Raw genomic sequence first — 26,643 nt, forward strand, 5'->3', positions numbered from 1 at the left:
CGGTCGGTGGGGAGGATGTACGCTTCAGGAAAAAAGTACGTGTAGAGCGTACATTATACAGTATATTTAAATATACGTACGTCTCAGGCGAGAGTGGAGACGACAAAATGAGTAACGATTCGAACATGATCGAGGCCGACGACGTCCGCCTCACGTACGCGGACGGGACGGAAGCGGTCCGTGGAGTGAATCTAACGGTACCGAAAGGGGAGTTCTTCGGCTTCTTAGGCCCGAACGGTGCAGGAAAGACCACGACGATAAAGACGCTGACGACGCTGTTACGGCCGACGTCGGGAACGGTGCGGATCAACGGATTCGACACGGACGAGGATTCACGGGCGGTCCGCCAATCCATCGGGTACATGGCCCAGGAGACCAGCGTGGATCCACACCTCACTGCACGGGAGAACATCCGTTTCGCCTGCGAGGCGTACGGCGTCCCACGCGACGAGCGGACGAATCGTGTGAACGAGTTACTCGAACTCGTCGATCTCGCGGACGTGGCGGACAAACGCTCCGAGCGGTTCTCCGGTGGCATGAAAAAGCGACTCGACGTGGCAACCGCGCTGGTTCACCGACCCCAGTTGGTGTTTCTCGACGAACCCACGACGGGGCTGGATCCGAAAGCACGACTCAACCTGTGGGAGTACTTCCGAAAGATCAACCGACAGGGAACCACGGTGTTCCTCACGACGCAGTATCTGGAGGAGGCCGACGAACTCTGTGACCGTCTGTCGGTGATTCAAGGCGGGAAAATCGTCGCGACCGATTCGCCACAGGCGCTCAAATCGCGCGTCGGCGGAGACGTTCTCGATATCACGATCGAGGAATCGAACGACGAGGAGCGGGCGCGTGCCCGTCGGGTCGTGATCGAATCCGGCCTGTTCGCCGACGCGACTATCGAAACGACCGCTGACGGGATTTCCCTCACCGCGAAGAACGCGCGGCGTAACGGCACCGACCTCCTACTCGCGCTGCGGAACGACGATTTCACGGTCGTCGGCTTCGACGTTCGGTCGCCGACGCTCGACGACGTGTTCCTCGCCATCACCGGCGAACACGTGGACGAGGTCACGACGGGAACTGACACGGACGGCGCGTCCGCCGCACCGGAGGTCAGCCCGTGAGCACCACCGAACGAACAGTCCCGACGACGGGGAATAGCTTCGTCGTCGACGTCTGGATCATCCTCAAGCGCTGGCTCATCAAGACGACCCGTGACCCGATGGTGCTGATATTCACCTTGTTCCAACCCATCATCTTTCTCGTCCTGTTCTCACAGGTGTTCGGGGATGCCACCAGCGGCGTACTGGCGCAGTCGCTCGGCGAGAACGTCAACTACGTCACGTACCTCGTACCAGCGATCGTGATTCAATCGGCGTTCTTCGCCGCCGGTTCGTCGGGTACCGGACTGACGGACGACATGGAGACCGGGATGTTCGACAAGATCCTCGTCTCGCCGATCCATCGGGGTGGAATGCTGCTCGGGAAGTCGCTTTCCGAGGTCGTTAGAATCGTCGTACAGACGTTCATCATTCTCGTCCTCGGGTACGTCCTCGTGTGGCTCGATACCGGCGGTTCGGTCGGCACGTACGTCGCAACCGGTCTACCGGGGGTACTCGGCATCGTGGTCGTCGCGATGGTGTTCTCGATCTGGTTCGCGGCGCTATCGAACATCGTCGCCGTCGCCACCGGAAACGGTGAAGGAACCATCGTCGCGATGATGATACTCCAGTTCCCGATGCTATTCCTCTCGAGCGCGTTCCTCCCGATCGATTCGCTCCCCACGTGGGTGCAGACGGTGGCGAAAATCAACCCGCTCACGTACGGTATCGACGCCACTCGCGCACTGATGCTGAACCAAGACGTATCGAACGTTCTCACCATCTCGGGACTCGGCGGCGTCTGGAATACGGTGGTTCCGGCGCTGGTCGTTCTCGGCGTCCTCGACATCGTACTCGGGGCGATAGCTGTCCGATTCTTGAATCGGGCGTCGAGTCCGTGATCCGAAGCCGTATTTTGCAGTTCGCGTACAATATAGGTACATCGGGAGGTAGTCGGGAGGTCGGAAGTCGAAAGTACGTATGAGGCGTACATCTCCGGATTTGTTAAGTAGATGTACGCCTTATACGATTTCAGAGAGCGAAATGAGTACCATCGCACCGGCGACCGAAGCGTTCAACCCTCGCGTCACGGAAGACGTGGATAGAACGGAGAGCAACCGATGAGCTGGGCCCCAGATGCCGACGACGAACCCGACCGCTTCGAGCGTATCGTAGAAGACGTCCGTGACCGACCCGACGTCGCCGACGTACGGGTCGACGACGAGACGATAAAGATCTTCTTCGAGGAGACGAACCGGCTTCCCGATGGATTCGATGAGTGGGCCGACGTGAACGCCCTCTCGATTCGGGATTTCATGATCCTCCCCGACGACGAAGGATTCGTCGTCGGACTGGAGTTCATCGACACCATCGAAGCGCTGTCGCCACACCACCACGCCGCCGAGGGGCTTCGCCCGTACTTCGAGGCTGGCGTACCACCCGCCGCGGCGCTCGACGCGTGGATGGCCGACCGGGGACCGTTCAGCCAAGCCGAATGGGCGCGGTTCCGCGGCGTCGGTCGGCAGACCGTCGGTGACCGAGTTCGGAACGCCCGCGAGCACGCTCCAAAACGACGGTTGCGCGACGCCAAGCGACGACGGCACGACGACGATGCGGAGTCACCGTGGTGGGACCTCTTCTGACGATTCGCAGTCGGTAACACACGAAAAGAATCCGTTTTTCGAAGTCGATTCGACGGTGGTTCACGAGCGGGATGCTCGTCCAACCACTCAATCGTCGGTCGAACCCGTTCCCACGTCCCGGTGGCCGTCTTCGGAGGGGACACCGTCCTCCGTTCCCTGCGTCCCGGGACTACCTTCGTCCATGTCCGGGTTCGGAAGGGCGAATGCGAGCAGGAAGCCGAGGGCGATAACGGGAACCGTCCAGAGGAACATGGTCGTGAGACTCCCGGAAAGGGCGTTGATAACCGCGTGCTGGATTCCCGACGGGAGCGAGCTGATCTCGTTGACGTTCTGGCTCGCACCCGCGTACTGCGCCGCTTTCGGCCCGAGCGCGTTCGTGAGATCGTCCGTGAGTGTCGAGGTGAAGACGGAACCGAGCACTGCGACACCGATACCCGACCCGAGGCTCCGGGTGACGGAGACACTCGTGGTCGCCACCCCGATCCGCGTCCGATCGACGGCGAGTTGCGCGGAAAGCGACAGCACGGGGTTTACGAAGCCGAGTCCGACGCCGGTGACGAGCATGAAACCCGCGATGGTCGTGAACCCCATGTCCGGTGTCATCGTGGAAAAGAGGTAGTAGCCGATCGAGGCGGTTGCGAATCCGACGACGGGGAAGACACGCAGTCGCCCGTATCGACTGATCAGTTGGCCGGTGATAGCGGACACGACGATCATCCCGCCGAGCAACGGGAGGAGCAGGAGTCCGGAGTTCGTCGCGGACACGCCCGTGACCGCCTGGAGGTAGAGCGGGAGGTAGGTGACGCCGACGAGTTGGCCGAGACCGATGACGAAACTCAGCCCCATCGCCACGCCGACGCCGCGGTTCGAGACGAGGTCGATCGGGAACACCGGTTCCGCCGTTCGGACCTCCTGTACGACGAACGCGACCGCGAGGACGGCCGTCAGGCCGAACAGTCCGAGGATCGTCGGCGAGTCCCACGCGTAATCCCCGCCGCCCCACGAAGTCGCGAGGATGAGCGTCGTCAGGGCCGCGACGAGTAGGAGCGCGCCGAAGTAGTCTATCGGATGATCGACGGTCTCCTGCGGGATGTCGAGGTAAGCCCACACGAGCGCGAGCGAAAGCACGCCCAGCGGAAGGTTGATGAGGAAGATCCAGTGCCAGGAGAAGTGCTCGGTCAACCAACCGCCGACGAGCGGGCCGATCACGAGCGCCGCCCCGAAGCCCGAGAGCATGTAGCTGATGTACTCGGAGCGCTTGCGCGGCCCGAACATATCGCCGAGGATGGAGAGCACGAGCACCCAGAGGCCGCCCGCACCGATACCCTGGAGCGCACGGAGGAGCGCGAGTTGGACGATGCCGTCGATGTATTGGTTCACGACCGGAATCGAACCGGCGGCCGCACAGAGCGCGGAACCGACCACGAAAACGGATACCGCGACAGTGAAGAGCGCGCGCCGACCGTAGATGTCGCTGAGTTTGCCGTAGAGCGCGGCGGAAGCCGTCGTCGTGATCAGATAGGCAGTGACGATCCACGAGTAGTTTTTGACGCTTCCGAGGTCGCTCGCGATGGTCGGAAGTGCAGTCGAAACGATAGTTTGGTCGAGCGCGCTCAGCATGATGGCGAGCATCAACCCGCCGAGGACGATAGCAAGCCGACGGCGAGGCCACTCTTCGACGGGCGAAGAAGTGGGATGACCGCCGCTCACTGCGACCGGCCTCCACATCGCAGACGGTACGTCGTTCGCGCTTCATTCGTCGGTTCGTACGCTACTCCCATCGATACTCACCGTGATTCGAGTGAGTCCAGAGACATATCTGAATACGCATGGTTCGGTATTTCCGTGCGCCACGGATGAGTCTTCCACCTACATGTAGGAATCATCCGACAGTGACAAGTTCGGTCGGGCGTCACGGTAACCATGCCACGAGTTCAGATCGAGATTCCCGACCCACCGGCTAACTGGTTGGTCGCGCTCTCGTCGTCCCATCCCGAGGACGAGTTTCGAATTTTAGCGTCGTATCCGGGGGAGAATGGAACGATCGGGATTTTGGAGGCAAGGACTCGAAACCCGAACGCGATTCGGGAGGAGTTGGGCGAAGTCGAGGACCTCCACTCGTTTCGGGAGATGGATTCCGACGGGGAAGTCGTGATCATCGAATATCGTTCACCGGAGCCGAAAATGCAACGACTGGTATCCGACTCGGGGACCGTTCCCCGATATCCCGTCGTATTCCGTGATGGAACGGTCACCGCTACCCAGGCTACGTCGCACGCACAACTGTCCGAACTCACGGATTCGTTCGAATCCGCGGGAATCGCGTACAACATCCGATCCCTCGTCCAAAGTCTCGACCCGGACGATCTCATCACCGCTCGTCAGCAGCAGTTCATCGAGAAAGCGGTTGACCGAGGGTATTACGAGACACCTCGAGGATGTACCCTGACGGAACTCGCCGCCGAAATGGACGTTCACAAGACGACTGCAGGTGACGTCCTCCATCGCGCGGAACGACGGATAATCACGGAATTCGTTGCGAGACAGTCGTAGCGGTCGGAAATCGGGGACGGGTTCGTTTTCGTCCGGATGAAATCCATTTGCCGGACGATGGGTTACCCGGAGACGGAGTTTGTGTATAGCGAGATAGAATATACATATTCGTCAACTCACGTCGCCAGAAGGGCGACAGCACCGATAGCGAGCCCGATACCCGCCAAATCCCGCAAATCGACGGAGTCGCCGAGAAACAACACGCCGAGGACCGCAGCGACGACGAAGTAGAGGGCAGTAACGGTCGTCGCGATTGCGGTATTGCCTCGTTGAAGCGCGGCGTAGTAACTGATGGAACCGATACCGGAGAATACCCCACCGGCGACGGCGAAGGCGACGCCGGACCCGGAGAGGGATACGGGGTCGGATTGGACGGCGATGTACGCGATCGCGACGCCCACACCGACGACGTACGAGATTGCCATCGCCACTTCCGGTGCGAGGGTACGGGTGGCGAGGTCGGCGAACACCGCCCAAACGCCCCACGTAAGCATACCGACCAGTGCGAAGTAGATAGCTGTTCGAACCATGCGATTGAGAAACGGTACACGGACGAATGTGTTCGGATTCCGGCGGAGAAGGAGGTGTCAACCGTGGGTCAGAGAGTGCCTGATTCGGGCGTAGTCGAAGTATAACAAACTGCCCTATCCGTGACTCCACGAACATGAGACGCCCGACGATACTCACACTCGTCCTCATCGTCGCGTTCGCCGTCGGGGCGATGACGATAGGCACGGAGGGGATGCAGGCGAACGAGGAACCGAGCGAGCGCTGGAACCGAACGTACGGCGGTTCCGGCGACGATATCTTCGCGGACATCGCTCCGACGGACGACGGCGGCTACATCCTCGCCGGAGAGACGGAGAGCGATGGTTCGGGTATCGATGGCTGGGTCATGAAGGTCGATGGGAATGGTGAACAGGAGTGGACGCGGACGTTCTCCGGGCCGGGAACGGACAGGTTCTACTCCGTCGCGACGACCGATGACGGATACGTCGTCGCCGGACGGACCGACCGCGACGGAACGCCGATGGGGTGGATACTCGAACTTGGGGCGGACGGTTCGACGCAGCGAGAGCGAACGCCGGGCACCGGCGCGTTCTACGGCGTCGAACACGCCGATTCGGGGTATATCTTTGCGGGATGGACGCAGGGAGACTCGGGTACCGGCGGATGGCTTCTCAAACAGGACGGATCGGGCGCGAAGACGTGGGAGAAGACGTACGCCACACCCGATGGAACCTCTGGAGGGCTGTTCAAGGCCGTCGTTCCCACGTCGGATGGGTACTTCGTCGCGGGGCAACTCGACGGCGACAGTCAGGACGGATGGATACTCCGCGTCGGGAAAAACGGGGAACGACAATGGCAACGGACCCACGGCGGTTCGGATCGTGAGGCGGTGTGGGCGGCGACCGGTGACGAGAACGGTGTCGTCATCGCGGGCGAGTCCGAAAGCGGCGAGTCACGTGACGGTTGGGTGTTCCGATACGACAAGCGTGGCGAGTTGAAGTGGGAGAAACGGTTCGGCGGCGACGAGGTCGATTGGCTCGACTCGGCGATGCCGACGGACGACGGTGGTTACCTGTTCACCGGCGGAACGTTGACGGGAGGAATCGGCAGTTCGGACGGATACGTGGTGAAAACCGGGTCCGACGGAACCCTCGACTGGGAGAAGGCGTACGGGAGCGACTCGTGGGACAAGCCATGGCCGGCCGTACGATCGCACGACGGAGGCTATATCCTCGCCGGACAGACCGGCGGGTTCGGCGCGGATGGCAAGGACGGCTGGATTCTCGAACTCGGCCCCGGAGCGGCGAGTCAGCAAGCATCGACGACCGATTCGAAAACCACGACGGAAGGAACAGTCCAGGAGACTGGTTCGTCCCAAGGGACGAATCGGTCGTCCGAGGGGACGAGCCTCCCCGGATTCACGGTTCCGATAGCGATTATCGCGCTCGCGTTGCTCGGCCTGGGGATGCGCTATCGGTCGTGAGATATCGTTACGACGGTTGGGCTGCGCTGTTCTATCCTCCCTGCGTCTGAATACGAGGTGTTGCTGAGACGATGACGGTACGCGACCGTTCCTTTCAGCTTCGATCGAGGTTCTTTTATTGCTGTACTCAGTTTACGTCTCTAACTGAGTCCACGAAACGGTCTATTATGAAAGAAGGGAAATTCACAGAACGGGCGACGGAACTCGACCGTAACGGACGAGCGGCGTATCGTGTCACGGGCGACACCGACGATACCAGCACCCGAATCATTCGGGGTATAGACGATGTCGTCGGGGAGGATACGGAGAGACAGACGTGGTTGTACGACAGAGTCGACCCCGACGCGTTGGACGCGATTTTCAAGCAGAAACACGACGGGACGTCTCGAACCGAAGGAAAGGTCGTCTTCAACGCACGTGGCTGTGAAATCGTCGTCCAAGCGGACGGTGATATCATCATCTACGCACCCGCCGACGACTCGTCCGAGTAGTCGATCGAATCCGAAACGGTATTCAATACCCGGCTACGAATGGCGTCAAGAACCGATTAATGACCGAAAAAGCACCCGTTACTTTCCGCGAACTCTGTCAAGAACTCCCAGTACAAACTGGGCTATTCAGCTTTGGTCCGATACTGTTGGGAATCGCCCAACTGTGGAACGGCTTTGCCCATCAGACTGCGCTCTCGTTCAACGCCATGTTCGCCGTCGTGATGGTCGGGTTCGCGGTGCTCATCACCCGCTACCACCTCGCGTCGTTTCAGTTGGATAAGTTGGAACGGATTTAGGCGGTTCCGGCAGGCGCCCCCGCCCGCTCGCTCCGTCCCGCGTAGGCGTTGTACCCGGCAACGATCGCGACGACGATACCCGAGATGATGTCACTCCAGAACGCCGTCGAGGCGGTCATGATGAACGGAGTGAGTATCATCCAGAGACCCAGCAGCGCGACGAACGACGAACTCCCCACGCTGTTCCCCATCCCACGCGACATGCGGTAGTAGTTGTACCCCGCGATGAGGAAGATGGCCGCGCCGATGATGAGGTTGTTCCAGTAACTCGTCATCGACATCGACGGGTAGACGAACGCGGAGACGAATATCCATGCCCCCACGAGCGAGACGAACCCACTCAGCCATTTCAGTCCCGATTCACGGGAGTCGGTACTCCGTGTCGTTCGTTCCCTTGCTTCTGTTTCACTCATTAGTGTTTCCCCGGAAGAGGGTAGGGCGAGCGAACGAATAAAGCGAGCGACCGTTTAAGACGAAAACCGAATCGTACAACCGCTAAGGTGCCGTTACGCCCGATTCGGGTCGTACGTTTCGAACCATTCCGTGAGCTGTTCGATGCGGTGAACCGCCCTGTCCGGGTCGCCGATGTTGTGATGCTCACCCTGGTAGATGACGAGCTTCGAGGGAACGCCCCGTTTCTTGACGCTGACGTAGAGTTGCTCGGATTGTGACGGCGCGCACCGCCAATCCTCGTCACCAGCAGTCACCAAAAGCGGAGTTTCGACGTTTTCGACGTCGGTGATGCTCGATGCGGCGTCGTAGCCCTCGGGATTCTCCCACGGCAGACCGAAATCGTTCTCCCACCACAGGTGGGCGTCGTCGGTTCCGTACGCCGAACGGAGGTCGTAGATGCCGTGTTCGGCGGCGGCCGCGGCGAACCGGTCCGTTCTCGTCACGAGATAACCGGTCGTGATACCGCCGTAGGAGAGTCCAGTAACGAACGTTCGGTCGGAATCGACCCAGCCACGTTCGACGAGGTGGTCGACGCCCGCGAGCACGTCCTCGGATTCGCGTGGTCCCCACTCACCACGGATGACTTCGCTGAACTCCTGTCCGTAGGAACTGCTACCGCGGTAGTTGGGGCGAAACACGATGTACCCCTCGTCCGCCCAGTAGGCGTATTCGAAGGAGAATTCGGGCGCGTCGTAGGCGACGGGGCCACCATGAATGGAGACGACGAGGGGCCGTGGGTCGGGGTCGTCGGGGTCGAAATCGGTCGGATAGTAGACGAATCCCTCGATGTCGTCGCCCGACTCGTTCTCGTAGACGACCCGCCGACAATCGGGCATGGCGTGTGTCTCCTCGAACGATTCGTTGAGTGCAGTTATCCGGGTCGGCTCGCCGGTATCGAGGTCGCTCACGGCCATGGTGGACAGTTCGCCAACGGTCTCCGCGTCTGTGAGCAGGAACGCGACCGTCCCGCCCGCGGCGTCGAACGTTCGGACCGTCAGGTAGTCGCCCTGTGAATCGAAGGTGAACGTCGGCGCGTCCTCGTCCGCCGGACAGCGGACGAGACGAGTGCTTCCCTCGTCGCCGATGGGTACGAGAATCGTTTCGTCGTCCTCCCATCGAAGTCGCCCGACCCGTGCGACGGTGCGGTCGAGCGATTCCGTGACGGACCGGTACTCGCCGTCCGCCGCGACGTACACCTGATTCGGAACGTGGACGTTCGTCGGATGTGCGCCGACGAACGCGAGTTTCGACCCGTCGGGCGACCAGCGAGGCGAATTGGCCGTGAGGTCGGAGTCGGTGACCTTCCGGCAGTCGCTCCCGTCGGGGTCGATGATGTACACGTCCATCGTGTTCGAATCGTCCGGCCGCTCCGAACGGTCCGAAAGGAACGCGATTCCATCCGGTCCCCACGCGGGTTGGAGTCCGAACATGGGTTCGTACGCACCGCCGCCGTAGGCATCGTCGAGGCGGCGGGTTTCTCTCGTTTCGAGGTCGACTACGAACAGGTAGGTCGTCACTTCGTCCAGAAACCCCTTGCCGTCGAAGCGATGTTGCAGTCGCTCGGTCTCGACGGGACCGCCATCCCGGAGCTCCGAGAGATAGGCATCCTCGTCCTCGGTCGGGTCGCGCGACGAGATGACGAGTCGCTCGCCGTCCGGTCCCCAGTCGAACCCGTCGATACCCTCGTCGCGGTCGGTTACCTGCCGTGCGTCGCCACCCCGAACCATGTCGAACACCCAGACCTGCGGTTTGGGTTCGTCGTCCTCATCGTTCGACTCTTTTCGGTCTCCCTCGTCCTCATCTTCCTCGCCCGCTCCCGCCCCCACGGCGAGGGAAACGTCCTCGTCGCGGGCGGCGAGAAACGCGAGTTTCGAACCGTCGGGCGACCATTTCGGTCCCCCGGCATCGGAAGCCCGCGAGAGTCGATACGGGTCCTCTCCCCCGTCCGCCGGAACGACGAACAGCGAGGTTCGTCGGTCGTCCGCCCTCCGGTCGAACTCGTCCGCGACGAACGCGATGCGGGAACCGTCCGGGGAGAGCGAGAGGTCGCTCACCAACGTCAGGTCGTAATAATCGTCGATTTCGAACGTCTCCGTCATGGATGAAGGTTCCACGGGAACGGCTTAGTTGTATGTCCACCAGCAAATCGAACGGTCCACTGCCAGGATCACGCCACGTTTCGCTCGTCGACGGTCCGACCGTCCGCGAATCGGGCGGAGTCGAGACCCGAGATGTCGACGAGTGACGCTTCCCCGTCGAAGACGAGTTCCGTCACGAGTTGACCGGTCGCGGGTGCGTGCTGGAACCCGTGGCCCGAAAAGCCGACGGCGTTCACGAAGCCCGAAATCGTCTCCTCGATAATCGGGTGGTGATCCGGCGTGACGGCGTACAGGCCCGCCCATCCCCGGCGGATTCGGGAGTCGGGACCGAAGTACGTCGCCAACTCCGCCGCCTTCTCGACCGCATCTATCGTCCAATCGAGGTCGGACGAGTGATCGTAAGCGTTCGGGTCCACCGTCGTGTCCCCGCCGAAATGGCCGCCGACGATGGCGGCACCTTCGCGCTCCGGTCGGAAGTACAACCCCGTATCGAGGTCGATGACCAAGGGAACCGACTCGGGAACGGGCGTTTCAGGGTCGACGACCGCGATTTGGCGACGCTCGGGCGAGATGGGAAGGTCGAGGCCCGCCATCGCCGCGACTCTGCCCGCCCACGGTCCGGCCGCGTTGACGACGAAATCCGCGTCGATGGGCCCCGCGGTCGTTTCGACGCCTGTAACGCCACCCCCGTCCCGCAACACATCCGTCACCTCGACGCCGGTACGGATGTCCACCCCGTCCTCACGGGCGCGGGTGGCGAACGCTTGAAGCGCCAAATGCGGGTCCGCGAAGCCGTCTGTCGGTGAGTACGTCGCCGACCGGAAACGGTCGGCACGAAGACCGGGGCAGTGTTCCAGCGCCTCCTCGGGAGTGAGCGACTCGCTCGGTACACCCTGCTCGTTTTGCATGGCGACGGTTTCCGCGAGTTCCTCCACGGAGTCGTCAGTCCGGGCGAGGAAGAGATAGCCCGAGCGTCGATGGGAGATGTCGGCGTCGAACTCGTCCTCGAATCGATCCCAGACGCGCATGCTGGCCCGCGAAAGCGCGACGTTGACGGGGGTCGAGAACTGCGCCCGAATTCCGCCAGCCGAACGTTCGGTGCTTCCAGCGCCGATGTTCGAGCGCTCACAGAGGACCACATCTGCTCCGCGCTGTGCGAGATAGTGCGCGCTCGAACAGCCGACGATTCCGCCACCAACGACAACTATTCGCATACCGTCGAAAAGGGACCGCTGGCTAATGGTTCCATCGTCGGGAAATAAGCATGTCCGAGCCAAAGGACCGATATGGTTCGTCTCATCTCGGACGACGACGTGGCGTCGCTCCTCGACATCGAATCCCTGCTCCCGATGGTGCGCGAAGCCTTCGTCAAACAGGGCCGTGGCGAAGTGGAACGACCAGACCGCCCGCACTTTCCGGTTGGTACCGGAATCGTCGGTGATTCCCCCCTCGGAACGGGTCTCGTGATGCCCGCGTACATCCACGGCGCACGCTACTACGCCACCAAACTCGTCGGCGTGTACGAGGGAAACGCCGACCGAGGACTGCCGACCGTGAACGCCCAAATCGCGCTGACCGAAGCCGAGACTGGATTGCCCGCCGGGTTCCTCGCCGGGACGAGAATCACGAACGCACGGACGGGCTGTATCGGCGGAATCGCGGCCGCCGAACTCGCCGCGTCCTCGCCGGTCAAACTGGGGATCATCGGGGCGGGAACACAAGCCCGCTGGCAAGCACGGTGTATCGCAACCGCGACGGACGTCGAGTCGATCCGCGTCTACTCGCCGAGCGATTCGAAGGACGAGTGCGCTGACGAACTCGAATCCGACCTCGACGTTCCGGCGACGCCAGTCGAGTCGGCGGCGGAAGCGGTCGCGGATGCGACGGTCGTCGTCACGACGACCACGGCGACCAGTCCCGTCTTCTCGGGTGAGGCGCTCGAACCCGGAACACTCGTCATCGCCATCGGTGCCTACACGTCCGAGATGCGTGAACTCGATCGCAAAACGTTCGACCGTGCCGACAAGACGTTCGCCGACGTTCCGGAAGAGGTCGCGGAGATAGGGGATTTGCTGGCAACTGACCTCGGCGAATCCGACCTCGTTCCGCTCACCGACGTTCTCGAAGACAGGGTTGGCCGCGACAACGATAGAGAGATTATCGTGGTCGAAAGCGTCGGATCGGCCGTGCTCGATGCGGCCACGAGTGAGTTCGTTTTCGAGCGAGCGGTTGAGACGGAGACCAGTGAGGAAGTCGAACTGTAGCGGCCAGCGAGACTGATTTTCCAGACGGGATGGAGGGATATCCAGACAGATAGCTTGCCAGAAATCTGTTCAGAAATCCGATCCGAACGGGAGAATGATCGGTGAGTAGAGATGGCAAGAATATTCGGGGACATGTCTGGAAAGCCATCCAGATAGCTATACAACTAGAAATCTACCGAGAAATCCGACGGTAGAACGGTTGAGGAGCAATTTTTTGGAATTGAGGGAAGGAGGAGCCACAAGAAACCGCCGAAGGACTTCGATATCACGCTCAGGTATGCAGGGAGATATCTGTATAGATATCCAGATAGATAGCTATCCGAATAGTTTAGCCCAATTGTCTGACGAGAATTTATGAGGGAGAAGGGTATATCAACCGACTGTATGAAGCGAGCCATCACACTGTGGAGCGAGTCAGGTGGGGTCGGTAAGACGACCATGGCGACCAACATTTCCGCCGCGCTGGGACGACAGGACGAGCGGGTTCTCGTCATCGATCTGGATCCCCAACTGGGCAGCTTGACTGACCACGTCGGCTATCAGGAATTGAAGACCGGCGACCGGGACCACCTCGGGGACGTTCTGTTGAATGATGAGAAGGACATCGAATCGCTCATCGTCGAAACGGAGGACTTCGACCTCGTACCGTCCCACGAGGGATTGGCAAACATCGAGAGTGAGATGGCCGCGCGGAACACCTCGCTCCGGGAGTTCCAGCTCCGATCGGCACTCAAATCCGTCGCGTCGGAGTACGACTACTTCATCATCGATCCACCGGCGACGCTGAACGTTCTCGTGGACAACGCGCTCGTCGCTGCACGAAACGTGGTCATCCCTATCGAACTCACCCGCAAAGGAAGCATCTCCATCGAAGGGTTGGAAGACACCCTCGACAGCATGGAGCGCGGGTTCAAGAAGTTCGACGACGGGTTCAACCTCGGGATTCTCGCCGTGGTACCGAACGAAGTCGGCGACTCGAACATCTACCGTGACACACGCGAGGAACTGGAGACGGACGGCAAACCGGTGACCCCGTTCGGCGTGCGAAAGCGTGACGTGCTGAAGGAGGCGTGGAAAAATCAGATGAATCTCTTCGAATTCGCGGAAAGCGAGGAAACGCGTGATCTCCGCGAGTACGAAGAGGACCTGCTTTCGAACTTCGAGCAACTGGCGCGGATCATCCAACAGGGGACGGTCGATGTCGTGGAGGTCGAAGCATGACGAAGGACGATAGATACGGTGCGACCGACGACGATTACAGCGACGAACTCGACGGGTATGCCACGGAATCGACTACAGCGTCGGGGTCGAGTGTAGAGACGGTCACAGCCGAGTCGGAACCGGAGGAGTCGACCACCGAACCGGATCCGAACCCCTTGCCGTTCATTTTCGCGCGACGAACGGTGAAAGCAGACCGGGACGCTGTTCCGGTATACGTGCAAGACCAAACTGCGACCGAAATCGACGAGCTCGAACGTGAGTTGAGCCAGACGTTCGACGGAGACAAGGTGATGGCCCTCGACGTCCGTGAGGCGCTCATTCGTGCGGGGCTCGAAAACGTGGACGATGTACAGCACGTGATGGAAGAGTGGGGATACGGTCGTCGGTAAAGGTCGCTTCTTGCTATCGGATATCCGGGTGTACATCCGCATGTAAACACGGATAGAATTATATCGAGAAATTCAGACAGCTTTCTGTATAGATATCCAGACATATCCCGGTTCAATCCTACCCACCAGCAGTCCGGACAACATGCTAGATACGGACTACAGAAATGTGTGGAACATGCAAAACCATTAAGTCGGAACGACACCTATTGGGGGATAGATGACGGACGAACTCGAAGAGATTAGAGCGCAGAAGCGTGAGAAAATGATGAACGAGGATGCGGAAAAAGAACAGGGAACCGTCGCAAAACCGGTTCGCGTCGAAAGTGCGGCACACCTCGATGAGCTAGTCGGATCACACGATGTGGTGTTGGTGGATTTCTACGCGGATTGGTGTGGGCCGTGCAAGATGATGGAGCCAGCCATCCAGACAGTGGCGAGCGAGACCGAGGCGGTCGTCGCCAAGGTGAATATCGACCAACACCAACCGCTCGCACAGCAAAACGGCGTGCGTGGCGTGCCGACACTCCAGTTGTACGCGAACGGGGAACCGGCACAGAGAGTGGTCGGGATGCAGGACGAATCGAAGCTCAGAGATCTGATCGGACGGTACGCCTAAGGAAAGTTCTTCGTTCCCCCCGCTCTTCGATCAAAACGAAAAATGGGATTTCACACGTTCGACCCCGAGAAGGCAGCAAAGCTCGAAGACACCGGACGCTATCGGTACGTCTCCCGCGAGGAGTTGCTCTCGTATCTCGACCTCGCCGATGGCGAAACCGTTGCCGACCTCGGGAGCGGGACCGGCTTTTATACCGACGATGTGGCTTCGTTCGGAGAGGGAATCGGCGTGAGCGTTTACGCGGTAGACGTACAGGACGCGATGCACGAGGAATATCGTGCGAAAGGCGTCCCCGAGAACGTCTCACTCGTCACGGCGGACGTCGGCGACCTGCCGTTCGACGAAAACGAACTCGACGCCGCGTTTTCGACGATGACGTTCCACGAGTTCGCGGACGAGGACGCGCTCGCGGAAGTCGCCCGCGTTCTCGGTTCAGGTGGTCGGTTGGTCGTGGCGGACTGGAGCGGGGCGGGTCGCGGTGAAGACGGACCGTCGGTCGATGAGCGATACGACCTCGAAGCAGCGACGGAGTTGGTAGAATCGGCCGGGTTCGAAGTTCGGTACGGAAAAGAGCGAGCGGAGACGTTCGTGTTCGTCGCGAGGCGGTAACCTGACACACTGACGAATACTGCTTGCGATACCAATGGCTGTTCTGGATCGAAATACTATCGACTCGCTTCGCACCGCTGTAGCACGATGCAATCGTCGTACTGAAACGCGTTTTACCGGATGTCGGTATGGCAGGGCGAAGAGAGACGATGAACCCATAAATCGATATTTGCTATACAAACTCAACAGGCCATTTACAATTGGAAGCCTCGATAGTCACCAACGAAGTTCAAAAAAACGTATCCTTAATGTGAATTATTCGACATCTTCTTCGTTCTCAGACTTCAGACCAGACGTGGTTGTATTTCCCACTAGTAGACTCTCGTTGTGGAGGCGTCGATGATTTCTTAATATTGATTCCCGTAATTTCTAATCGCTCTAAAAATTCGTGAAGGGCGGATTCAACCTGTTCCCAGACGACCCGTTCGTCGGCGTCATCTGTTGTATCTAACCTGATGGTGAGCGACCGTGGGTCGGTTTGTATTATTTGTGTTCGATGGATTCCCTGAACTTGCTCAACGGTGCTCGATAAGGGAAGCGGAAAAACCGGAATGGTTCTCCCGTCATCGGTCGAGAAATGAAGAATCTCACCTTGGCGGCCACCGATTTCGATAATAGGAAACGGACTCCCACACGAACACGGCTCCTCGTACATCGTAATACTATCCCCCAAGTCGTAGCGAACGAGTGGTTGAATGCGATTCGCGAGGTTCGTCAGAAGAACCGTCGCCGATGGCTTACCGGGTTCGACCGGTTGATACTCTTCGTCAACTGGTTCCAAAATCACCCAATCGCTATTGGCGTGGAGATTTCCGTGTTCGCACTCGACTCCTAGTGCGAAAAATTCCGTCGAACCATATATCTCTCGTACAGGACAATCAAATATCCGGGACAGTTCACGTTTTTCGGAGACTGAGATAGGTTCAGCGCCCGTGGAAATGAACGCTGGTGATAGCATTAACCGACCTTTCGTCTGTTCTCTGGCGAGTTCTTTAATTACACTGGCGTATCCGGTGATGAGTGCTGGCTGGTAGTCGTTGAGATCCGCTACTAACTCCGGGAGAGATCTTTTAGGCGAGAATACTTTGAATCGATTTCGAAGGAATGGATACCGGCGCTGTAGCATGGTAACACCGGATGCGGCCGCATAGTGATGACCATCGATGGAAATCATTGCCGCCCGGAGTTCGTTTCGAGCCAATTTCTTCGCCGTTTCGACGTTCAGTAGAGACCGTAACCATCGAGTACTTGCCACGCCAGCAGCAGTTAGCGCATAATCGTCCTGAAGAAAAATACCAGGTTCTCCGGTCGTGCCGGAAGTCGTCCATACTGGATATCTGCCGAGGAATCGCTTCCCGATCGCATTTTCATCCTCGACAAATGCATCGATTTCATTCCGTGTCACAGCTGTATCGGTAACGATGTCTTCGAAGTGTTCCATCAACATCGGTTTCGACGTAATCGGGAGGTCTTCGAGGTTGGTGATCGGAAACTGGATATCTCCGTACAGACGCTTATAAAACCGCGATTCTCGAGATGTGAAATCGAGTAAATCTTCGAGTCGTCGCTGCTGTCGAGCGTTTATCTCGACTGGGGTCGTGCGTGCCGCTCGAAGGGTGTCGAAACGAATCTGAAACTTTCCTACCTGACTCAATTTGGCCATCTTTGAATACCTCCGTTACCGCTATTGGTTTTCATTCCGCCGCCGACGCACCGTCGCTTCGATCGGATGCGCATCGGAATGTGCAGTCGTTGCTCCCGGATCGTGATCCAGTTTCTCGGTATGAATTTCGAGATGATACTGCTGCAGAATCGTCGCAAGCACGAGTTTGGTTTCCTGCATCGCGAATCGATCACCGAGACACCGGCGCGGGCCAGCGGCGAACGGGTAGTACGCCATCGGAGGACGTGACGCTTCGCGTTCTTTCGTCCAACGGTCAGGGTCGAACGTGATCGGGTCCTCATACCAGCGAGAATCTCGATGCGTCGCCCATTGACTGATGAGAATCTGGGAACCAGCGGGAATCCGATAGCCGTCGATTTCGTCGTCTTGGGTAGCTTCCCGGGAGATCACTCGGGGTGCGGGAGGGTAGAGACGCATCGATTCTTTGATAACTCGCTCCGTGTATTCGAGTTCATCAAGGTCGTCGTCCGTTGGAGTTTTGTCACCGAGCACCGAATCGAGTTCCTCGACCAATAACTTCTCCACGAGAGGATGGTGACCAACCAAAAAGAGGGTCGCCGACATTGCAAACGCCGTCGTACCGAATCCAGCAATCAAGAGGGCGATCACCATATCTCGAAGCTCTTCGTCGGTCATTTTACGACCCTTCTCGTCCTCGGCAGCGAGGAGCATCGAGAGCGCGTCGTCCCCTTTGTCGTCGCTTCGCCGACGGTCTGCAATGATCGAGTAAACGACCGCGTCAAGTTCGCTGATCGCGGCATGGTATCGCTGCCGTGGTGGGAGCGGGACCCATTCGGGAACTCGATCGAAAATTCCGGTAACGGTACCCCACGAGTTAACAAAGAGAGTGTCCAGTGCTCGGACCACTCGCTCCCCTCGATCATCTTCACGTATGTCAGCTTTGAACAAGGTTTGAGAGATGATCTCAAGCATCAGCTGGCTCATCTCTTTCCGGATGTTGATCGTCTCTCCCCCTTTCCATTCGGAGGTCAATCGCTCCGTATAGTCCGTCATCGTGTCCGCATAACTCGTTATATGCTCCGGATCGAACGCCGGGTTAGCCATGTGACGTTGTCGACGCCATACGTCCCGCTCGCTCGTGACGATTCCGTTTCCGACGATATCCCGCAACAGTTGGGTCATCGCCCCTTTCCTGTAGTTTTGATTGTTCCGAATCAGGATGTGATCGATCGCGTCCGGGTGACTGATTAGATAAAAGTCGGACGCAGCGAGACGAAATCTGACGACGTCACCTTGAACTCGACACTCAGAAACGAACTCGAAGGGGTGTCGAATGAATTTCCAAGAACTTCCGATGAGCGGTGGTTCGTTTATCCGAGGTGGAATCGAAGCGTCCGAAATTGATTCCAAACCACCAGGAAGACATTCGTTTAGTATTCCCGTGATTTTATTCTTATTCATCGGTATCATCCGTTCGATTTACTCGACTGCGGGTGTCACGGCGAGGTTCCGTTTCATTCTTGGAAATTGTTCGTTCGAGTGTAACCATACCTATTCCTCATCATAGGAGCGTATATGGATTTCGCTCGTAGGCTCTTGAATGATGAGCAATAAATTTATGATTCTCGATTTTCAATGGAGTTCATGCACAATTTCAGCGATGAGGAGCGGGAGGAGATCAGAGAAAACCTCGTGGAGACCGCTCGAGAACTCATAATTCGACATGGGTTCAAGAAGACAACAGTAGAAGACATTACGGAACCAGTCGGAATCGGTGAGAGTACATTCTATCAGTTTTTCGACTCGAAATCGAAGATATTTTTAACGGTGATAGTTCGCGAACATGAATCACTTATCGATACTATCGAATCGGAGTTCACCGAAACGGATGATCCCGAAGCGGACCTGGAACGTCTCATCCATACCTGGGCAGACGAGTTCGAGAATCGTCCAATCCTACGAGCTGGCCACCAGACATTCTCCGAGTACCCGTTCCAAAGCGTCGAAGCGGAGATGCATAACGAGATGACGAACAAGTATCTTGAACAGTTGGGTCCAATTATCGAGGATCTTAAAGGTCGAAGCGACGGATTGATCCAAGAGTTGGACCCGAGCGTTGTAATGGAAGTATTGTCGGTCATAGAACTGATGTCCAGATATCGGGATGAGTACGAAAAATACGGATCGGACGAGTACTCGTTTGTACGAGATACGTTGATTACGACAGTAGCAAGAGGGTTGACGAGGGAAAAACAGCGATAATCGAATTGATTCGGGTCCGTGAATCGCGATCGTACGCTGTTCTAAGGAAAGGGACTTCCGAGTCAGTCATCAGACGACTTTTTCATGGACGCTGACGGTAATTCGTTGCATCTGCCCAGTCCCACTCCCAGCGGTTTGCTGAGATGCACGAGTTCGGAGAGGAGGGAATAGAAGACGTTCAATTCTGACTCGACATTTCGATGGAACGCCGAACCGTCGCCTCGACTTCGACGAGATGACAGAGCGGATTTCCGGGGTAGACGACCGGATTTTCGAGGACGCCGACGAGAAGGCCAGTGAAAGGAGCGAGGACTTCGACGCTCTCGCGTTTGAACGGGTCGCTAACCGAACAGATGGTTTCGCCTTCGTACACGAGTTCGCCGCGTTCGCGTCGCATGTCGACGAGGCCGCCCTCGTCCGAACGAATCCACGTTCGCTCGTCGTCGGTTTCAACGACGGTTCGCCATCCCGGCCAACGGACGAGTTCCTGCTGGTAGAGGCCGTATTCGGCGAATACGCTCCGAACGCCGTCCAGAGCGTGTTCGATGAGGTCACGCTCGAACCGGTGGGCTTCCCCCATCTCGATGGTGATGGTCGGGGTTCCGCGTTCCGTCGCCTCCCGGCGGAGCATTCCGGGTGCGCCCCGACCGGCGATGATGAGGTTCGTCCCGAACGCGTTGGCGAGTCGCGCGACGTCCGGATCGAGCATGTCGGCCCGGACGTGGAGCATGTTGGTTCGTCCGCGTGTGGACGTGTGAAAGTCGATGCCGAAATCGCACGGTTCGACGAAGTTTCGATAGATTTCGTGCGCAATACGGCGGTCGTTGGTCCCGTCGGGGCCGCCCGGAAATGCCCGATTGAGATCCTGCTCGTAGCCCGGTAGATATCGCTCCTGGGCGAGAAACCCGGGGACGTTGAGGACGGGCAGGCAGACGATGGTACCGTGAACGTCCGAGTGTTTCCACTCGTGGGCTACCTCGCGGACGACTTCGATGCCGTTGAGTTCGTCGCCGTGAAGCGCCGCCCCGAGGAACACCGTCGGGCCGGGGTTTTCGCCGTTGATGATGGTGACGGGGATTCGGATAGGGTCCCCGAGATACGTCTCGCTGGTCGGAAAACGGAACTGTTGGCCCTCACCCGGTTCGACGCGTCCTCCGTCGAACTCGAACGCTGTTGATTCCCCCATGGCGGATAAAACGACGGATTCCGTATTGGAGGTTTCCGGGGGAACCGGATGACTGCTAGAACCGAATTCGGGTGAAACCGAATTTGGGTGAGAGTCGGGAAACAGTCCCGAAACATCCTCGGAACATTCCCGGTGGAGTTCGGAAAATCGTTTTTGACCCCTACGGACTCGATGCAGGAGAAGCCATGAAGCAGAACAACGACGCCACCGACGACTCGTCCAACACGGGAACGCGGCGCACGCGCCGGACGTTCCTCGGAGCGACTGCGGCAGTCGGCACGCTGGCCCTCGCCGGTTGTACAGGGAGTAGCGATGACGGTGCGAGTTCGACGATGAGTACTTCGATGTCCACCTCGATGGACACGACCACGTCCGACATGGAGACGACGACCGAGGAGGAGATGTCGAACCCTGACGTTCCGATACTCAACTACGCATTGACGCTCGAACACTTGGAGTACGCCTTCTACCGCGACAGCCTGAAGAAGTTCAGCGACGACGAACTGATGAACGCGAAGGTAGTCTCGAAGTTCGGCGACGGGGTCCGGATGGATGTTCCGGACTATCTGAAGACGGTGAGGGACGACGAGGCAGCGCACGTCGATGCGCTCACCCAGACGGTCAAGAAACTCGGTGGGACGCCGGTCGAGGAAGGGGAGTACGATTTCGGTTGCGACACGCCGACTGATTTCTTCGGTGTCGCGAAGGCACTCGAAAACACGGGCGTCGCGGCCTACGCGGGTGCCGCACCGTCGGTCGTCAACAACGACGTGCTCGCGGCAGCGGCAGGTATCCACAGCGTGGAGGCTCGTCACGCGGCGTTTCTGAACCTCCTCAACGAGGAGTCACCGTTCCCGAAGGCGGTGAACGGGGCCAAATCGATGGGCGAAGTGCTTAAAATCGCGGGGAACTTCGTCACGTCGGACGTCGATACGAGCAAGTACGAGATGGGAGATTCGCGCCCGAAGCAGGATCGGAAGAAGGACGACGGGACGAGCGACGTGGACGTGCTGAACTACGCGTTGACGCTCGAACACCTCGAAAACGCGTTCTACCGCGACGGGCTGAAGGAGTTCAGCAACGACGATCTGATGAACGCCGACGCGCTCTCGAAGTTCGACGAGCACATGCGAATGAAGGTACCTGCGTACTTGAGCAAGATCAGCGACCACGAGGCCGCACACGTCGATGCGCTCACGAAGACGGTCAAAAAGCTCGGTGGGACGCCGGTCGGGGAAGCGAAGTACGACTTCGGCTACGGGAACGCCTCGGAATTCCTCGGCGTGGCGAAGGCGCTCGAAAACACGGGCGTCGCCGCGTACAAAGGCGCTGCGCCGACTGTCGAGAACGACGACGTGTTCGCCGCCGCTATCGGTATCCACAGCGTGGAGGCCGAACACGCGTCGTTCCTCAACGAGTTGAATATGACGTCGCCATTCCCGAACGCGGTGGACGAACCGAAGACGATGAAGGAAGTGAAGAAGATAGCCGGTCAGTTCATCGTCAGCAACTGAAATCGACGCCGTATCGTCATCCATTTCCTCTCATGTCGATGGCCTTAGGTAGCCGGGTTCGGATGTAATGTACAATGGAGGCAGTCCTCTGGTACGTGTTGGCCGGGACGCGCGGCGGTATCAACCGCGCGCGCATCCTGCGTTCGCTGGACCAGCGTCCGCGAAACGCCAACAAACTCGCGGAGGACTTGGACCTCAACTACGACACCATCCGTCACCATCTGGACGTGCTCACCGACAACAACGTGGTGAAAGCGAGCGGCGACGATTATGGTGCGGTGTACCTCCCGACCGATGCGGCCCGCCACCACTGGGACACCGTCGAAGACATCATCACCCAACTCGACTGATAATGAACCCACTTGCACACGAGCGACACGTTTCCAAAATCTCCCCACTGGAGGAGTACCGATGAGCTGGGTAACAGCCGCCCAACTCGCCACCGCAGCCCAAATTGCCACCGCAGTAAACATGGTACTCCTCGCGGTTCTCGGCGGCGTCTGGGCCCGGAACTACATGCGACTCCGGTCCAAGCATACGCTCGGAATGCTCGTGTTCGCATCCCTGCTGTTCTGCGAGAACGGGTCGGCGCTGTACTATTACCTGTTAGATCCCGATCTCTCGATCTGGTTCAGCACGGCAGTTCCGCCCATCGCGTGGCACGCGATGCTCCTCTTTCACGTGTTGGAGATGCTCGCAATCGGCTTCCTGGCGTGGGTGACGCTGGATTGAGAGAGCGGGTGAAGGAATTCGAGAAGGAGACTAGGTCGGACCGTTCGGGCGATTTTTCGTAATCGGGACCTCAGCCGGAGGATTCGTGTTATCATACAACAAGAGCTGGTTTTTGACTACGGAATGGGAAGACAGTGACAGCAAGTGACACACTTAACCGTGTTCGGTACTAACCTAACGTGAATCCGACTACCTAGCCCCTATCGACAGCGATGGCGCGGATGTGGTCGCATCGGTGTGGCTTGGTAATCGAGATGGGGAATGACCAGAGGGTATGACTGACAACAAGACGTACGAACGATTGTATAAGAAAACGATTCCGTCGGTCGTGTCGATCTACGTCACGCCGAATGACGCGAATCGTCCGTCGAGAATGGGCGCGGGATCCGGATTCGTCTACGATAACGATGGCTCCGGCGGCCACATCGTAACGAATCACCACGTCACGGGTGGTGCCGACGAAGTGGAACTACGGTTCAGCGACGGCGACTGGCGCACCGGCCACGTGGTCGGTCAGGATAGCGGTACCGACCTCGCAGTCGTCGCCGTCACCGACCTTCCGACGTACGCGAAACCGCTTTCGGTCGCAGCGGACGCGCCGAAACCCGGACAGGAAGTCGCTGCACTCGGGAATCCGATGGGGCTCGACGGAACCATCACGACGGGTATCGTCAGCGGGACGAACCGCTCGCTCCCCACCGGCAACGGGTTCACGATTCCCGATACGGTGCAGACCGACGCAGCGATCAATCCCGGGAACAGCGGCGGCCCACTCGTGACGCTGGATGGGGAAGTCGTCGGGGTCAACCGTGCCCGACAGGGTGACGGCATCGGCTTTGCCATCTCGGGGGCCATCGTCTCGCGGATCGTTCCGACGCTCATCGAAAGCGGTTCCTACCGGCATCCGTTTCTCAAGATCTCGACGGTGGACGTTTCGCCGATCGTTGCGGAGGCGAACGGGCTCTCGGAGCCACGTGGAATCCTCGTCGTCGACGTTCGTCTCGGCCCGGCGAGTGGTGCCTTCATCGGCTGTGAAGCCACCCGGACACTTCGCGGTCGTGAGATTCCAGTCGGTGGGGACGTGATCGTCGGTCTCGACGGAAAAGAGGTTCGTTCCCACGAAGAACTGATGCGACACTTGCTCATCGAAACCCAACCCGGTGAGCAAATAGAAGTCGAACTGGTTCGAGACGGTCGAAGATTGACGGAACAGGTCGTCCTCGGGGAACGACCGAAGGCGAGGGGTAACGGTCGTATCGGAATCACGGTGGAGTGACGGCCGCTACCGAGTGCTCACGATGGAGCGACGAAAAAAGAAATCAAAAACAACGGAAACAGTGGCGTCGGCTGGAGAATAACAGAACATAGCGCCGTGAGGGGGAAAACAACGGAAGTTGCGGACTAATTCGAATCGGTTAAACTGACGAGAACAACGGAAATGATGGGGTTAGCGAGGTGAAACCAAACGAGTTAGGGGAACGACACCGGAAATAGTGGTGTTAGTGAAATAAAGTGAGTGATAGCGGTAGTCGTAGATTGGACGTAGTAGAATCCATGAATCGAACGAAATAGCAGTAGTTGTGAACCTGACGTAGTAGCAGTAGTCGTGAACTAGACGTAGTGGTGTCAGTAAGATGGAAAGGGTTCGTGTAACGAATACGGTGTTTGTCGATTATTTCTCGCGTTCGTCAAGCAGCGATTGATAGTACGGCCGAATACTGTCGTGAACACCGGCGAGTTCGATGGTCTCTTCGAGTGCGCTCACGACGAGGTGAAGGTCCTGCTTGAGCGCGTGTTTGCGGTATTTTCCGCCGGACATCCCCTCGTTTTTCTCCATCGAGGAGATGACGCCGAGCATGGCGAGATCGGCGAGATGGTCACGCATCCGTCTGCTGGTGAGCGCCTCGGTACCGATGTGGTTACAGAGTTGTTCGTATCGCGGTCGGATGTCACGCGAGCGTGCGGGGCATTTGTCCTCCGCTTCGAGAGACGTGAGCGCGTACAGAATGAGACGGGCATGTTGTGTGAGGTCCGCGACGCCCTCCATGATCCGGTCGCGTTCGAGCTTCCGTCGCGCTTCCTGGACGTGGTGGTCCACGACCTGCTCCGCGGCGTCCTTCCGCGCGAGGTCGCCGGCTTCGAGAAGCAAGTCCAGTGCCTGGCGCGCGTCACCGGCGTCCTGTGCTCCGTAGGCCGCACAGAGTGGAATGACGTCCTCCGCGAGGGCACTCTCGTGAAACGCGACCTGATCGCGCTGGCGCAGCACTTTCTGCAGTTCGGTCGCGTCGTACGGCGGGAACGAGACTTCCTTCTCACAGAGCGAGGATCGCACCTTCGCCGACAGGGAGTCGCGGAACGAAAGGTCGTTGCTGATACCGATGAGACCGATTTTGGCGTGTTCGAGGTAACCGTTACTCCGTGCGCGGGGAATCTGGTAGAGGATGGAGTTGTCGTTGATATGGTCGACCTCGTCGAGAACGATGATGATAGTGCCGTTGAGATGGTCGAGTTCGTCCCAAAGAAAACTGTAGACTTGTGCCTGCGGGTATCCGGTGTTACTGATCTGGTCTGCAGGATCGCGGAGCGTGTTGACGAGACGAACCGCCACCTGATAACTTGAATTGAGACCGTCGCAGTTGATCTCTACGACGGAGAGGGAGATGTCGTCGTATCGAGCGGCGTCCTCCTGGAGTTGATTGAGTAGAAATCGGGTCGCGGCGGTCTTCCCGACGCCGCTTTTTCCGTACAGGAAGATGTTGGACGGGGCTTCGCCGTTGATTATCGGTTGGAGCGCCGCGTGATACTCTTCCAACTCGTCGTCCCGACCGACCAGGTTGTTCGGCGTGTACTCCTCCAAGAGCGCATCCCGGTTCTTATATAGGGAGTTATCTCGGTCGAAACTGAACGATGTCATTACACGATGTATTCACGGAGAGGTATATAAAACTGGGCCGTCCGTTGTTTCTTCTGTTCCGAAGAGTATAAGTATGAGAATTAGTTCGAAGGGTGCATCGTTTCCGATGCTTTTCGCGTTGGTGCGGTAAGGGAAGATCAAGTGAAGTAGAAATGGACGTGGAGTGGAGTGGAGTGGAGTGGAGTGGAGTGGAGTGGAGTGGAGTGGAGTGGAGTGGAACTCGAAGGCGGAAAAGATGGTCAGGGAGAATCTGAATTGTTGATATCGAAGAACAGCGGAAACGGTGGAGTTGATGGCGTTGGTCGGGGAAAGGCGTTCTCGATAACAAAGGATAGAGACGATAACCCGCCTTTAGATGAGGTGTTCGGGTTTAGTTCCTAGAAAACGGATGGCGGAGGGGTATATAAACACACACCCACCCCACTATTTCCGGTGTCTTCCAGTGGGAAGGTGGGTCGGGGTGGACGGAGCCTTTGGTAAAACGATGGCTTTATAACATAGGACACATAACAATAACCGTACAGGGAACAAAAAGCAATTGATAGATTTATTTAAACTATATTCTAGTTGTTAACTGCTTTCGGTTAGCTTTCATTTTTCTCCTATCGCCGTCCTTTTGTTGCTGTCAGACGATATCTATCCTTTCCAATCGTCTACTTA

Annotated in this window: 27 protein-coding genes; 18 read left to right on the top strand and 9 right to left on the bottom strand. The window is 58.3% G+C overall.

Features of this window, described 5'->3' with window-relative positions:
- Positions 1–107 precede the first annotated feature (107 nt).
- The 3 genes from NKF26_RS15510 (at position 108) to NKF26_RS15520 (ending at position 2,746) form a co-directional block, all read left to right on the top strand.
- Positions 108–1,127 (top strand): ABC transporter ATP-binding protein, encoded by a 1,020-nt coding sequence (locus tag NKF26_RS15510; RefSeq protein ID WP_253234543.1) that lies wholly within the window; start codon positions 108–110, stop codon positions 1,125–1,127.
- On the top strand, positions 1,124–2,005 hold the full coding sequence (locus NKF26_RS15515) for an ABC transporter permease (protein ID WP_253228361.1): 882 nt from the start codon (positions 1,124–1,126) through the stop codon (positions 2,003–2,005). Before NKF26_RS15510 ends, NKF26_RS15515 begins: the two co-directional genes overlap by 4 nt.
- A gap of 219 nt (positions 2,006–2,224) precedes the next feature.
- A complete protein-coding gene (locus NKF26_RS15520; protein ID WP_253228362.1) occupies positions 2,225–2,746 on the top strand; it encodes a hypothetical protein in 522 nt (173 codons plus the stop codon).
- 87 nt (positions 2,747–2,833) lie between these two features.
- Here NKF26_RS15520 and NKF26_RS15525 read toward each other — a convergent pair whose 3' ends face one another.
- Complete coding sequence (locus NKF26_RS15525; RefSeq protein ID WP_253228363.1) at positions 2,834–4,456, bottom strand: MFS transporter; 1,623 nt, start codon at positions 4,454–4,456, stop codon at positions 2,834–2,836.
- Positions 4,457–4,669: 213 nt separating this feature from the next.
- Here NKF26_RS15525 and NKF26_RS15530 point away from each other — a divergent pair, with 213 nt between their 5' ends.
- The gene (locus NKF26_RS15530; protein WP_253228364.1) at positions 4,670–5,299 is read left to right on the top strand and encodes a helix-turn-helix domain-containing protein; all 630 of its coding nucleotides are present in this window, start codon (positions 4,670–4,672) and stop codon (positions 5,297–5,299) included.
- A gap of 116 nt (positions 5,300–5,415) precedes the next feature.
- Here the strand turns inward: NKF26_RS15530 and NKF26_RS15535 are convergent, their stop codons facing one another.
- A complete protein-coding gene (locus tag NKF26_RS15535; protein ID WP_253228365.1) occupies positions 5,416–5,829 on the bottom strand; it encodes an EamA family transporter in 414 nt (137 codons plus the stop codon).
- A gap of 134 nt (positions 5,830–5,963) precedes the next feature.
- On the opposite strand from NKF26_RS15535, the gene NKF26_RS15540 reads away from it, so the two are divergent.
- From NKF26_RS15540 to NKF26_RS15550, 3 genes are all read left to right on the top strand, one after another.
- Positions 5,964–7,292: a hypothetical protein gene (locus NKF26_RS15540; RefSeq protein WP_253228366.1), complete on the top strand. Its 1,329-nt coding sequence runs from the start codon at positions 5,964–5,966 to the stop codon at positions 7,290–7,292.
- A 167-nt stretch (positions 7,293–7,459) separates the two neighbouring features.
- Entirely contained in the window at positions 7,460–7,783 is a 324-nt protein-coding gene (locus tag NKF26_RS15545) for a HalOD1 output domain-containing protein (RefSeq protein WP_253228367.1), read from the top strand.
- 59 nt (positions 7,784–7,842) lie between these two features.
- Positions 7,843–8,079 carry a hypothetical protein gene (locus tag NKF26_RS15550; protein ID WP_253228368.1) on the top strand — a complete coding sequence of 79 codons (237 nt, stop codon included), beginning with the start codon at positions 7,843–7,845 and terminating at the stop codon, positions 8,077–8,079.
- Here the strand turns inward: NKF26_RS15550 and NKF26_RS15555 are convergent.
- The 3 genes from NKF26_RS15555 to NKF26_RS15565 all read right to left on the bottom strand — a co-directional run bounded on the left by NKF26_RS15555 (position 8,076) and on the right by NKF26_RS15565 (position 11,845).
- Positions 8,076–8,492 (bottom strand): SPW repeat protein, encoded by a 417-nt coding sequence (locus NKF26_RS15555; RefSeq protein ID WP_253228369.1) that lies wholly within the window; start codon positions 8,490–8,492, stop codon positions 8,076–8,078. The two genes, NKF26_RS15550 and NKF26_RS15555, sit on opposite strands and share 4 nt — an antisense overlap.
- 93 nt (positions 8,493–8,585) lie before the next feature.
- On the bottom strand, positions 8,586–10,631 hold the full coding sequence (locus NKF26_RS15560; protein ID WP_253228370.1) for a S9 family peptidase: 2,046 nt from the start codon (positions 10,629–10,631) through the stop codon (positions 8,586–8,588).
- A 68-nt stretch (positions 10,632–10,699) separates the two neighbouring features.
- A complete protein-coding gene (locus tag NKF26_RS15565) occupies positions 10,700–11,845 on the bottom strand; it encodes an FAD-binding oxidoreductase (RefSeq protein WP_253228371.1) in 1,146 nt (381 codons plus the stop codon).
- 72 nt (positions 11,846–11,917) lie between these two features.
- On the opposite strand from NKF26_RS15565, the gene NKF26_RS15570 reads away from it, so the two are divergent.
- From NKF26_RS15570 to NKF26_RS15590, 5 genes are all read left to right on the top strand, one after another.
- Positions 11,918–12,895, top strand: coding sequence for an ornithine cyclodeaminase family protein (locus NKF26_RS15570; protein ID WP_253234544.1), 978 nt, complete (start codon positions 11,918–11,920; stop codon positions 12,893–12,895).
- A gap of 384 nt (positions 12,896–13,279) precedes the next feature.
- Positions 13,280–14,116 carry a ParA family protein gene (locus NKF26_RS15575; protein ID WP_253228373.1) on the top strand — a complete coding sequence of 279 codons (837 nt, stop codon included), beginning with the start codon at positions 13,280–13,282 and terminating at the stop codon, positions 14,114–14,116.
- On the top strand, positions 14,113–14,505 hold the full coding sequence (locus NKF26_RS15580; RefSeq protein ID WP_253228374.1) for a hypothetical protein: 393 nt from the start codon (positions 14,113–14,115) through the stop codon (positions 14,503–14,505). Before NKF26_RS15575 ends, NKF26_RS15580 begins: the two co-directional genes overlap by 4 nt.
- Positions 14,506–14,722: 217 nt before the next feature.
- Entirely contained in the window at positions 14,723–15,121 is a 399-nt protein-coding gene (trxA, locus tag NKF26_RS15585) for a thioredoxin (RefSeq protein WP_253228375.1), read from the top strand.
- A 42-nt stretch (positions 15,122–15,163) separates the two neighbouring features.
- Complete coding sequence (locus tag NKF26_RS15590) at positions 15,164–15,730, top strand: class I SAM-dependent methyltransferase (protein ID WP_253228376.1); 567 nt, start codon at positions 15,164–15,166, stop codon at positions 15,728–15,730.
- Positions 15,731–16,007: 277 nt separating this feature from the next.
- Here NKF26_RS15590 and NKF26_RS15595 read toward each other — a convergent pair whose 3' ends face one another.
- Complete coding sequence (locus NKF26_RS15595; RefSeq protein ID WP_253228377.1) at positions 16,008–17,393, bottom strand: phenylacetate--CoA ligase family protein; 1,386 nt, start codon at positions 17,391–17,393, stop codon at positions 16,008–16,010.
- Between the two features lie 21 nt (positions 17,394–17,414).
- Positions 17,415–18,845: a cytochrome P450 gene (locus NKF26_RS15600; RefSeq protein WP_369682154.1), complete on the bottom strand. Its 1,431-nt coding sequence runs from the start codon at positions 18,843–18,845 to the stop codon at positions 17,415–17,417.
- Between the two features lie 174 nt (positions 18,846–19,019).
- On the opposite strand from NKF26_RS15600, the gene NKF26_RS15605 reads away from it, so the two are divergent.
- Positions 19,020–19,637, top strand: coding sequence for a TetR/AcrR family transcriptional regulator (locus NKF26_RS15605; protein WP_253234546.1), 618 nt, complete (start codon positions 19,020–19,022; stop codon positions 19,635–19,637).
- A 178-nt stretch (positions 19,638–19,815) separates the two neighbouring features.
- Here NKF26_RS15605 and NKF26_RS15610 read toward each other — a convergent pair whose 3' ends face one another.
- Positions 19,816–20,823 carry a succinylglutamate desuccinylase/aspartoacylase family protein gene (locus NKF26_RS15610; protein WP_253234547.1) on the bottom strand — a complete coding sequence of 336 codons (1,008 nt, stop codon included), beginning with the start codon at positions 20,821–20,823 and terminating at the stop codon, positions 19,816–19,818.
- A 185-nt stretch (positions 20,824–21,008) separates the two neighbouring features.
- Here NKF26_RS15610 and NKF26_RS15615 point away from each other — a divergent pair, with 185 nt between their 5' ends.
- From NKF26_RS15615 to NKF26_RS15630, 4 genes are all read left to right on the top strand, one after another.
- Positions 21,009–22,337: a ferritin-like domain-containing protein gene (locus tag NKF26_RS15615; protein ID WP_253234548.1), complete on the top strand. Its 1,329-nt coding sequence runs from the start codon at positions 21,009–21,011 to the stop codon at positions 22,335–22,337.
- Between the two features lie 74 nt (positions 22,338–22,411).
- A complete protein-coding gene (locus tag NKF26_RS15620; protein ID WP_253228382.1) occupies positions 22,412–22,687 on the top strand; it encodes a winged helix-turn-helix domain-containing protein in 276 nt (91 codons plus the stop codon).
- A gap of 61 nt (positions 22,688–22,748) precedes the next feature.
- Positions 22,749–23,069, top strand: a complete 321-nt coding sequence (locus NKF26_RS15625) for a hypothetical protein (protein WP_253228383.1) — start codon at positions 22,749–22,751, stop codon at positions 23,067–23,069.
- A 274-nt stretch (positions 23,070–23,343) separates the two neighbouring features.
- Positions 23,344–24,345, top strand: coding sequence for a S1C family serine protease (locus NKF26_RS15630; protein ID WP_253234549.1), 1,002 nt, complete (start codon positions 23,344–23,346; stop codon positions 24,343–24,345).
- A 396-nt stretch (positions 24,346–24,741) separates the two neighbouring features.
- Here NKF26_RS15630 and NKF26_RS15635 read toward each other — a convergent pair whose 3' ends face one another.
- The gene (locus NKF26_RS15635) at positions 24,742–25,983 is read right to left on the bottom strand and encodes an orc1/cdc6 family replication initiation protein (protein ID WP_253228385.1); all 1,242 of its coding nucleotides are present in this window, start codon (positions 25,981–25,983) and stop codon (positions 24,742–24,744) included.
- A 168-nt stretch (positions 25,984–26,151) separates the two neighbouring features.
- Here NKF26_RS15635 and NKF26_RS15640 point away from each other — a divergent pair, with 168 nt between their 5' ends.
- Positions 26,152–26,364: a hypothetical protein gene (locus NKF26_RS15640; RefSeq protein WP_253234550.1), complete on the top strand. Its 213-nt coding sequence runs from the start codon at positions 26,152–26,154 to the stop codon at positions 26,362–26,364.
- The last annotated feature ends 279 nt before the right edge of the window (positions 26,365–26,643 follow it).

The organism is Haladaptatus sp. AB618, assembly GCF_024136965.1.
Lineage (GTDB): Archaea > Halobacteriota > Halobacteria > Halobacteriales > Haladaptataceae > Haladaptatus.

What these genes read in the sequence shown, in the direction of transcription:
- NKF26_RS15510 (WP_253234543.1), top strand. Translation starts at nt 108, where the DNA reads ATGAGTAACGATTCGAACATGATCGAGGCCGACGACGTCCGCCTCACG.
- NKF26_RS15520 (WP_253228362.1), top strand. Translation starts at nt 2,225, where the DNA reads ATGAGCTGGGCCCCAGATGCCGACGACGAACCCGACCGCTTCGAGCGT.
- NKF26_RS15530 (WP_253228364.1), top strand. Translation starts at nt 4,670, where the DNA reads ATGCCACGAGTTCAGATCGAGATTCCCGACCCACCGGCTAACTGGTTG.
- NKF26_RS15535 (WP_253228365.1), bottom strand. Translation starts at nt 5,829, where the DNA reads ATGGTTCGAACAGCTATCTACTTCGCACTGGTCGGTATGCTTACGTGG.
- NKF26_RS15540 (WP_253228366.1), top strand. Translation starts at nt 5,964, where the DNA reads ATGAGACGCCCGACGATACTCACACTCGTCCTCATCGTCGCGTTCGCC.
- NKF26_RS15545 (WP_253228367.1), top strand. Translation starts at nt 7,460, where the DNA reads ATGAAAGAAGGGAAATTCACAGAACGGGCGACGGAACTCGACCGTAAC.
- NKF26_RS15550 (WP_253228368.1), top strand. Translation starts at nt 7,843, where the DNA reads ATGACCGAAAAAGCACCCGTTACTTTCCGCGAACTCTGTCAAGAACTC.
- NKF26_RS15555 (WP_253228369.1), bottom strand. Translation starts at nt 8,492, where the DNA reads ATGAGTGAAACAGAAGCAAGGGAACGAACGACACGGAGTACCGACTCC.
- NKF26_RS15560 (WP_253228370.1), bottom strand. Translation starts at nt 10,631, where the DNA reads ATGACGGAGACGTTCGAAATCGACGATTATTACGACCTGACGTTGGTG.
- NKF26_RS15565 (WP_253228371.1), bottom strand. Translation starts at nt 11,845, where the DNA reads ATGCGAATAGTTGTCGTTGGTGGCGGAATCGTCGGCTGTTCGAGCGCG.
- NKF26_RS15570 (WP_253234544.1), top strand. Translation starts at nt 11,918, where the DNA reads ATGGTTCGTCTCATCTCGGACGACGACGTGGCGTCGCTCCTCGACATC.
- NKF26_RS15575 (WP_253228373.1), top strand. Translation starts at nt 13,280, where the DNA reads ATGAAGCGAGCCATCACACTGTGGAGCGAGTCAGGTGGGGTCGGTAAG.
- NKF26_RS15580 (WP_253228374.1), top strand. Translation starts at nt 14,113, where the DNA reads ATGACGAAGGACGATAGATACGGTGCGACCGACGACGATTACAGCGAC.
- trxA (WP_253228375.1), top strand. Translation starts at nt 14,723, where the DNA reads ATGACGGACGAACTCGAAGAGATTAGAGCGCAGAAGCGTGAGAAAATG.
- NKF26_RS15590 (WP_253228376.1), top strand. Translation starts at nt 15,164, where the DNA reads ATGGGATTTCACACGTTCGACCCCGAGAAGGCAGCAAAGCTCGAAGAC.
- NKF26_RS15595 (WP_253228377.1), bottom strand. Translation starts at nt 17,393, where the DNA reads ATGGCCAAATTGAGTCAGGTAGGAAAGTTTCAGATTCGTTTCGACACC.
- NKF26_RS15600 (WP_369682154.1), bottom strand. Translation starts at nt 18,845, where the DNA reads ATGATACCGATGAATAAGAATAAAATCACGGGAATACTAAACGAATGT.
- NKF26_RS15605 (WP_253234546.1), top strand. Translation starts at nt 19,020, where the DNA reads ATGCACAATTTCAGCGATGAGGAGCGGGAGGAGATCAGAGAAAACCTC.
- NKF26_RS15610 (WP_253234547.1), bottom strand. Translation starts at nt 20,823, where the DNA reads ATGGGGGAATCAACAGCGTTCGAGTTCGACGGAGGACGCGTCGAACCG.
- NKF26_RS15615 (WP_253234548.1), top strand. Translation starts at nt 21,009, where the DNA reads ATGAAGCAGAACAACGACGCCACCGACGACTCGTCCAACACGGGAACG.
- NKF26_RS15620 (WP_253228382.1), top strand. Translation starts at nt 22,412, where the DNA reads ATGGAGGCAGTCCTCTGGTACGTGTTGGCCGGGACGCGCGGCGGTATC.
- NKF26_RS15625 (WP_253228383.1), top strand. Translation starts at nt 22,749, where the DNA reads ATGAGCTGGGTAACAGCCGCCCAACTCGCCACCGCAGCCCAAATTGCC.
- NKF26_RS15630 (WP_253234549.1), top strand. Translation starts at nt 23,344, where the DNA reads ATGACTGACAACAAGACGTACGAACGATTGTATAAGAAAACGATTCCG.
- NKF26_RS15635 (WP_253228385.1), bottom strand. Translation starts at nt 25,983, where the DNA reads ATGACATCGTTCAGTTTCGACCGAGATAACTCCCTATATAAGAACCGG.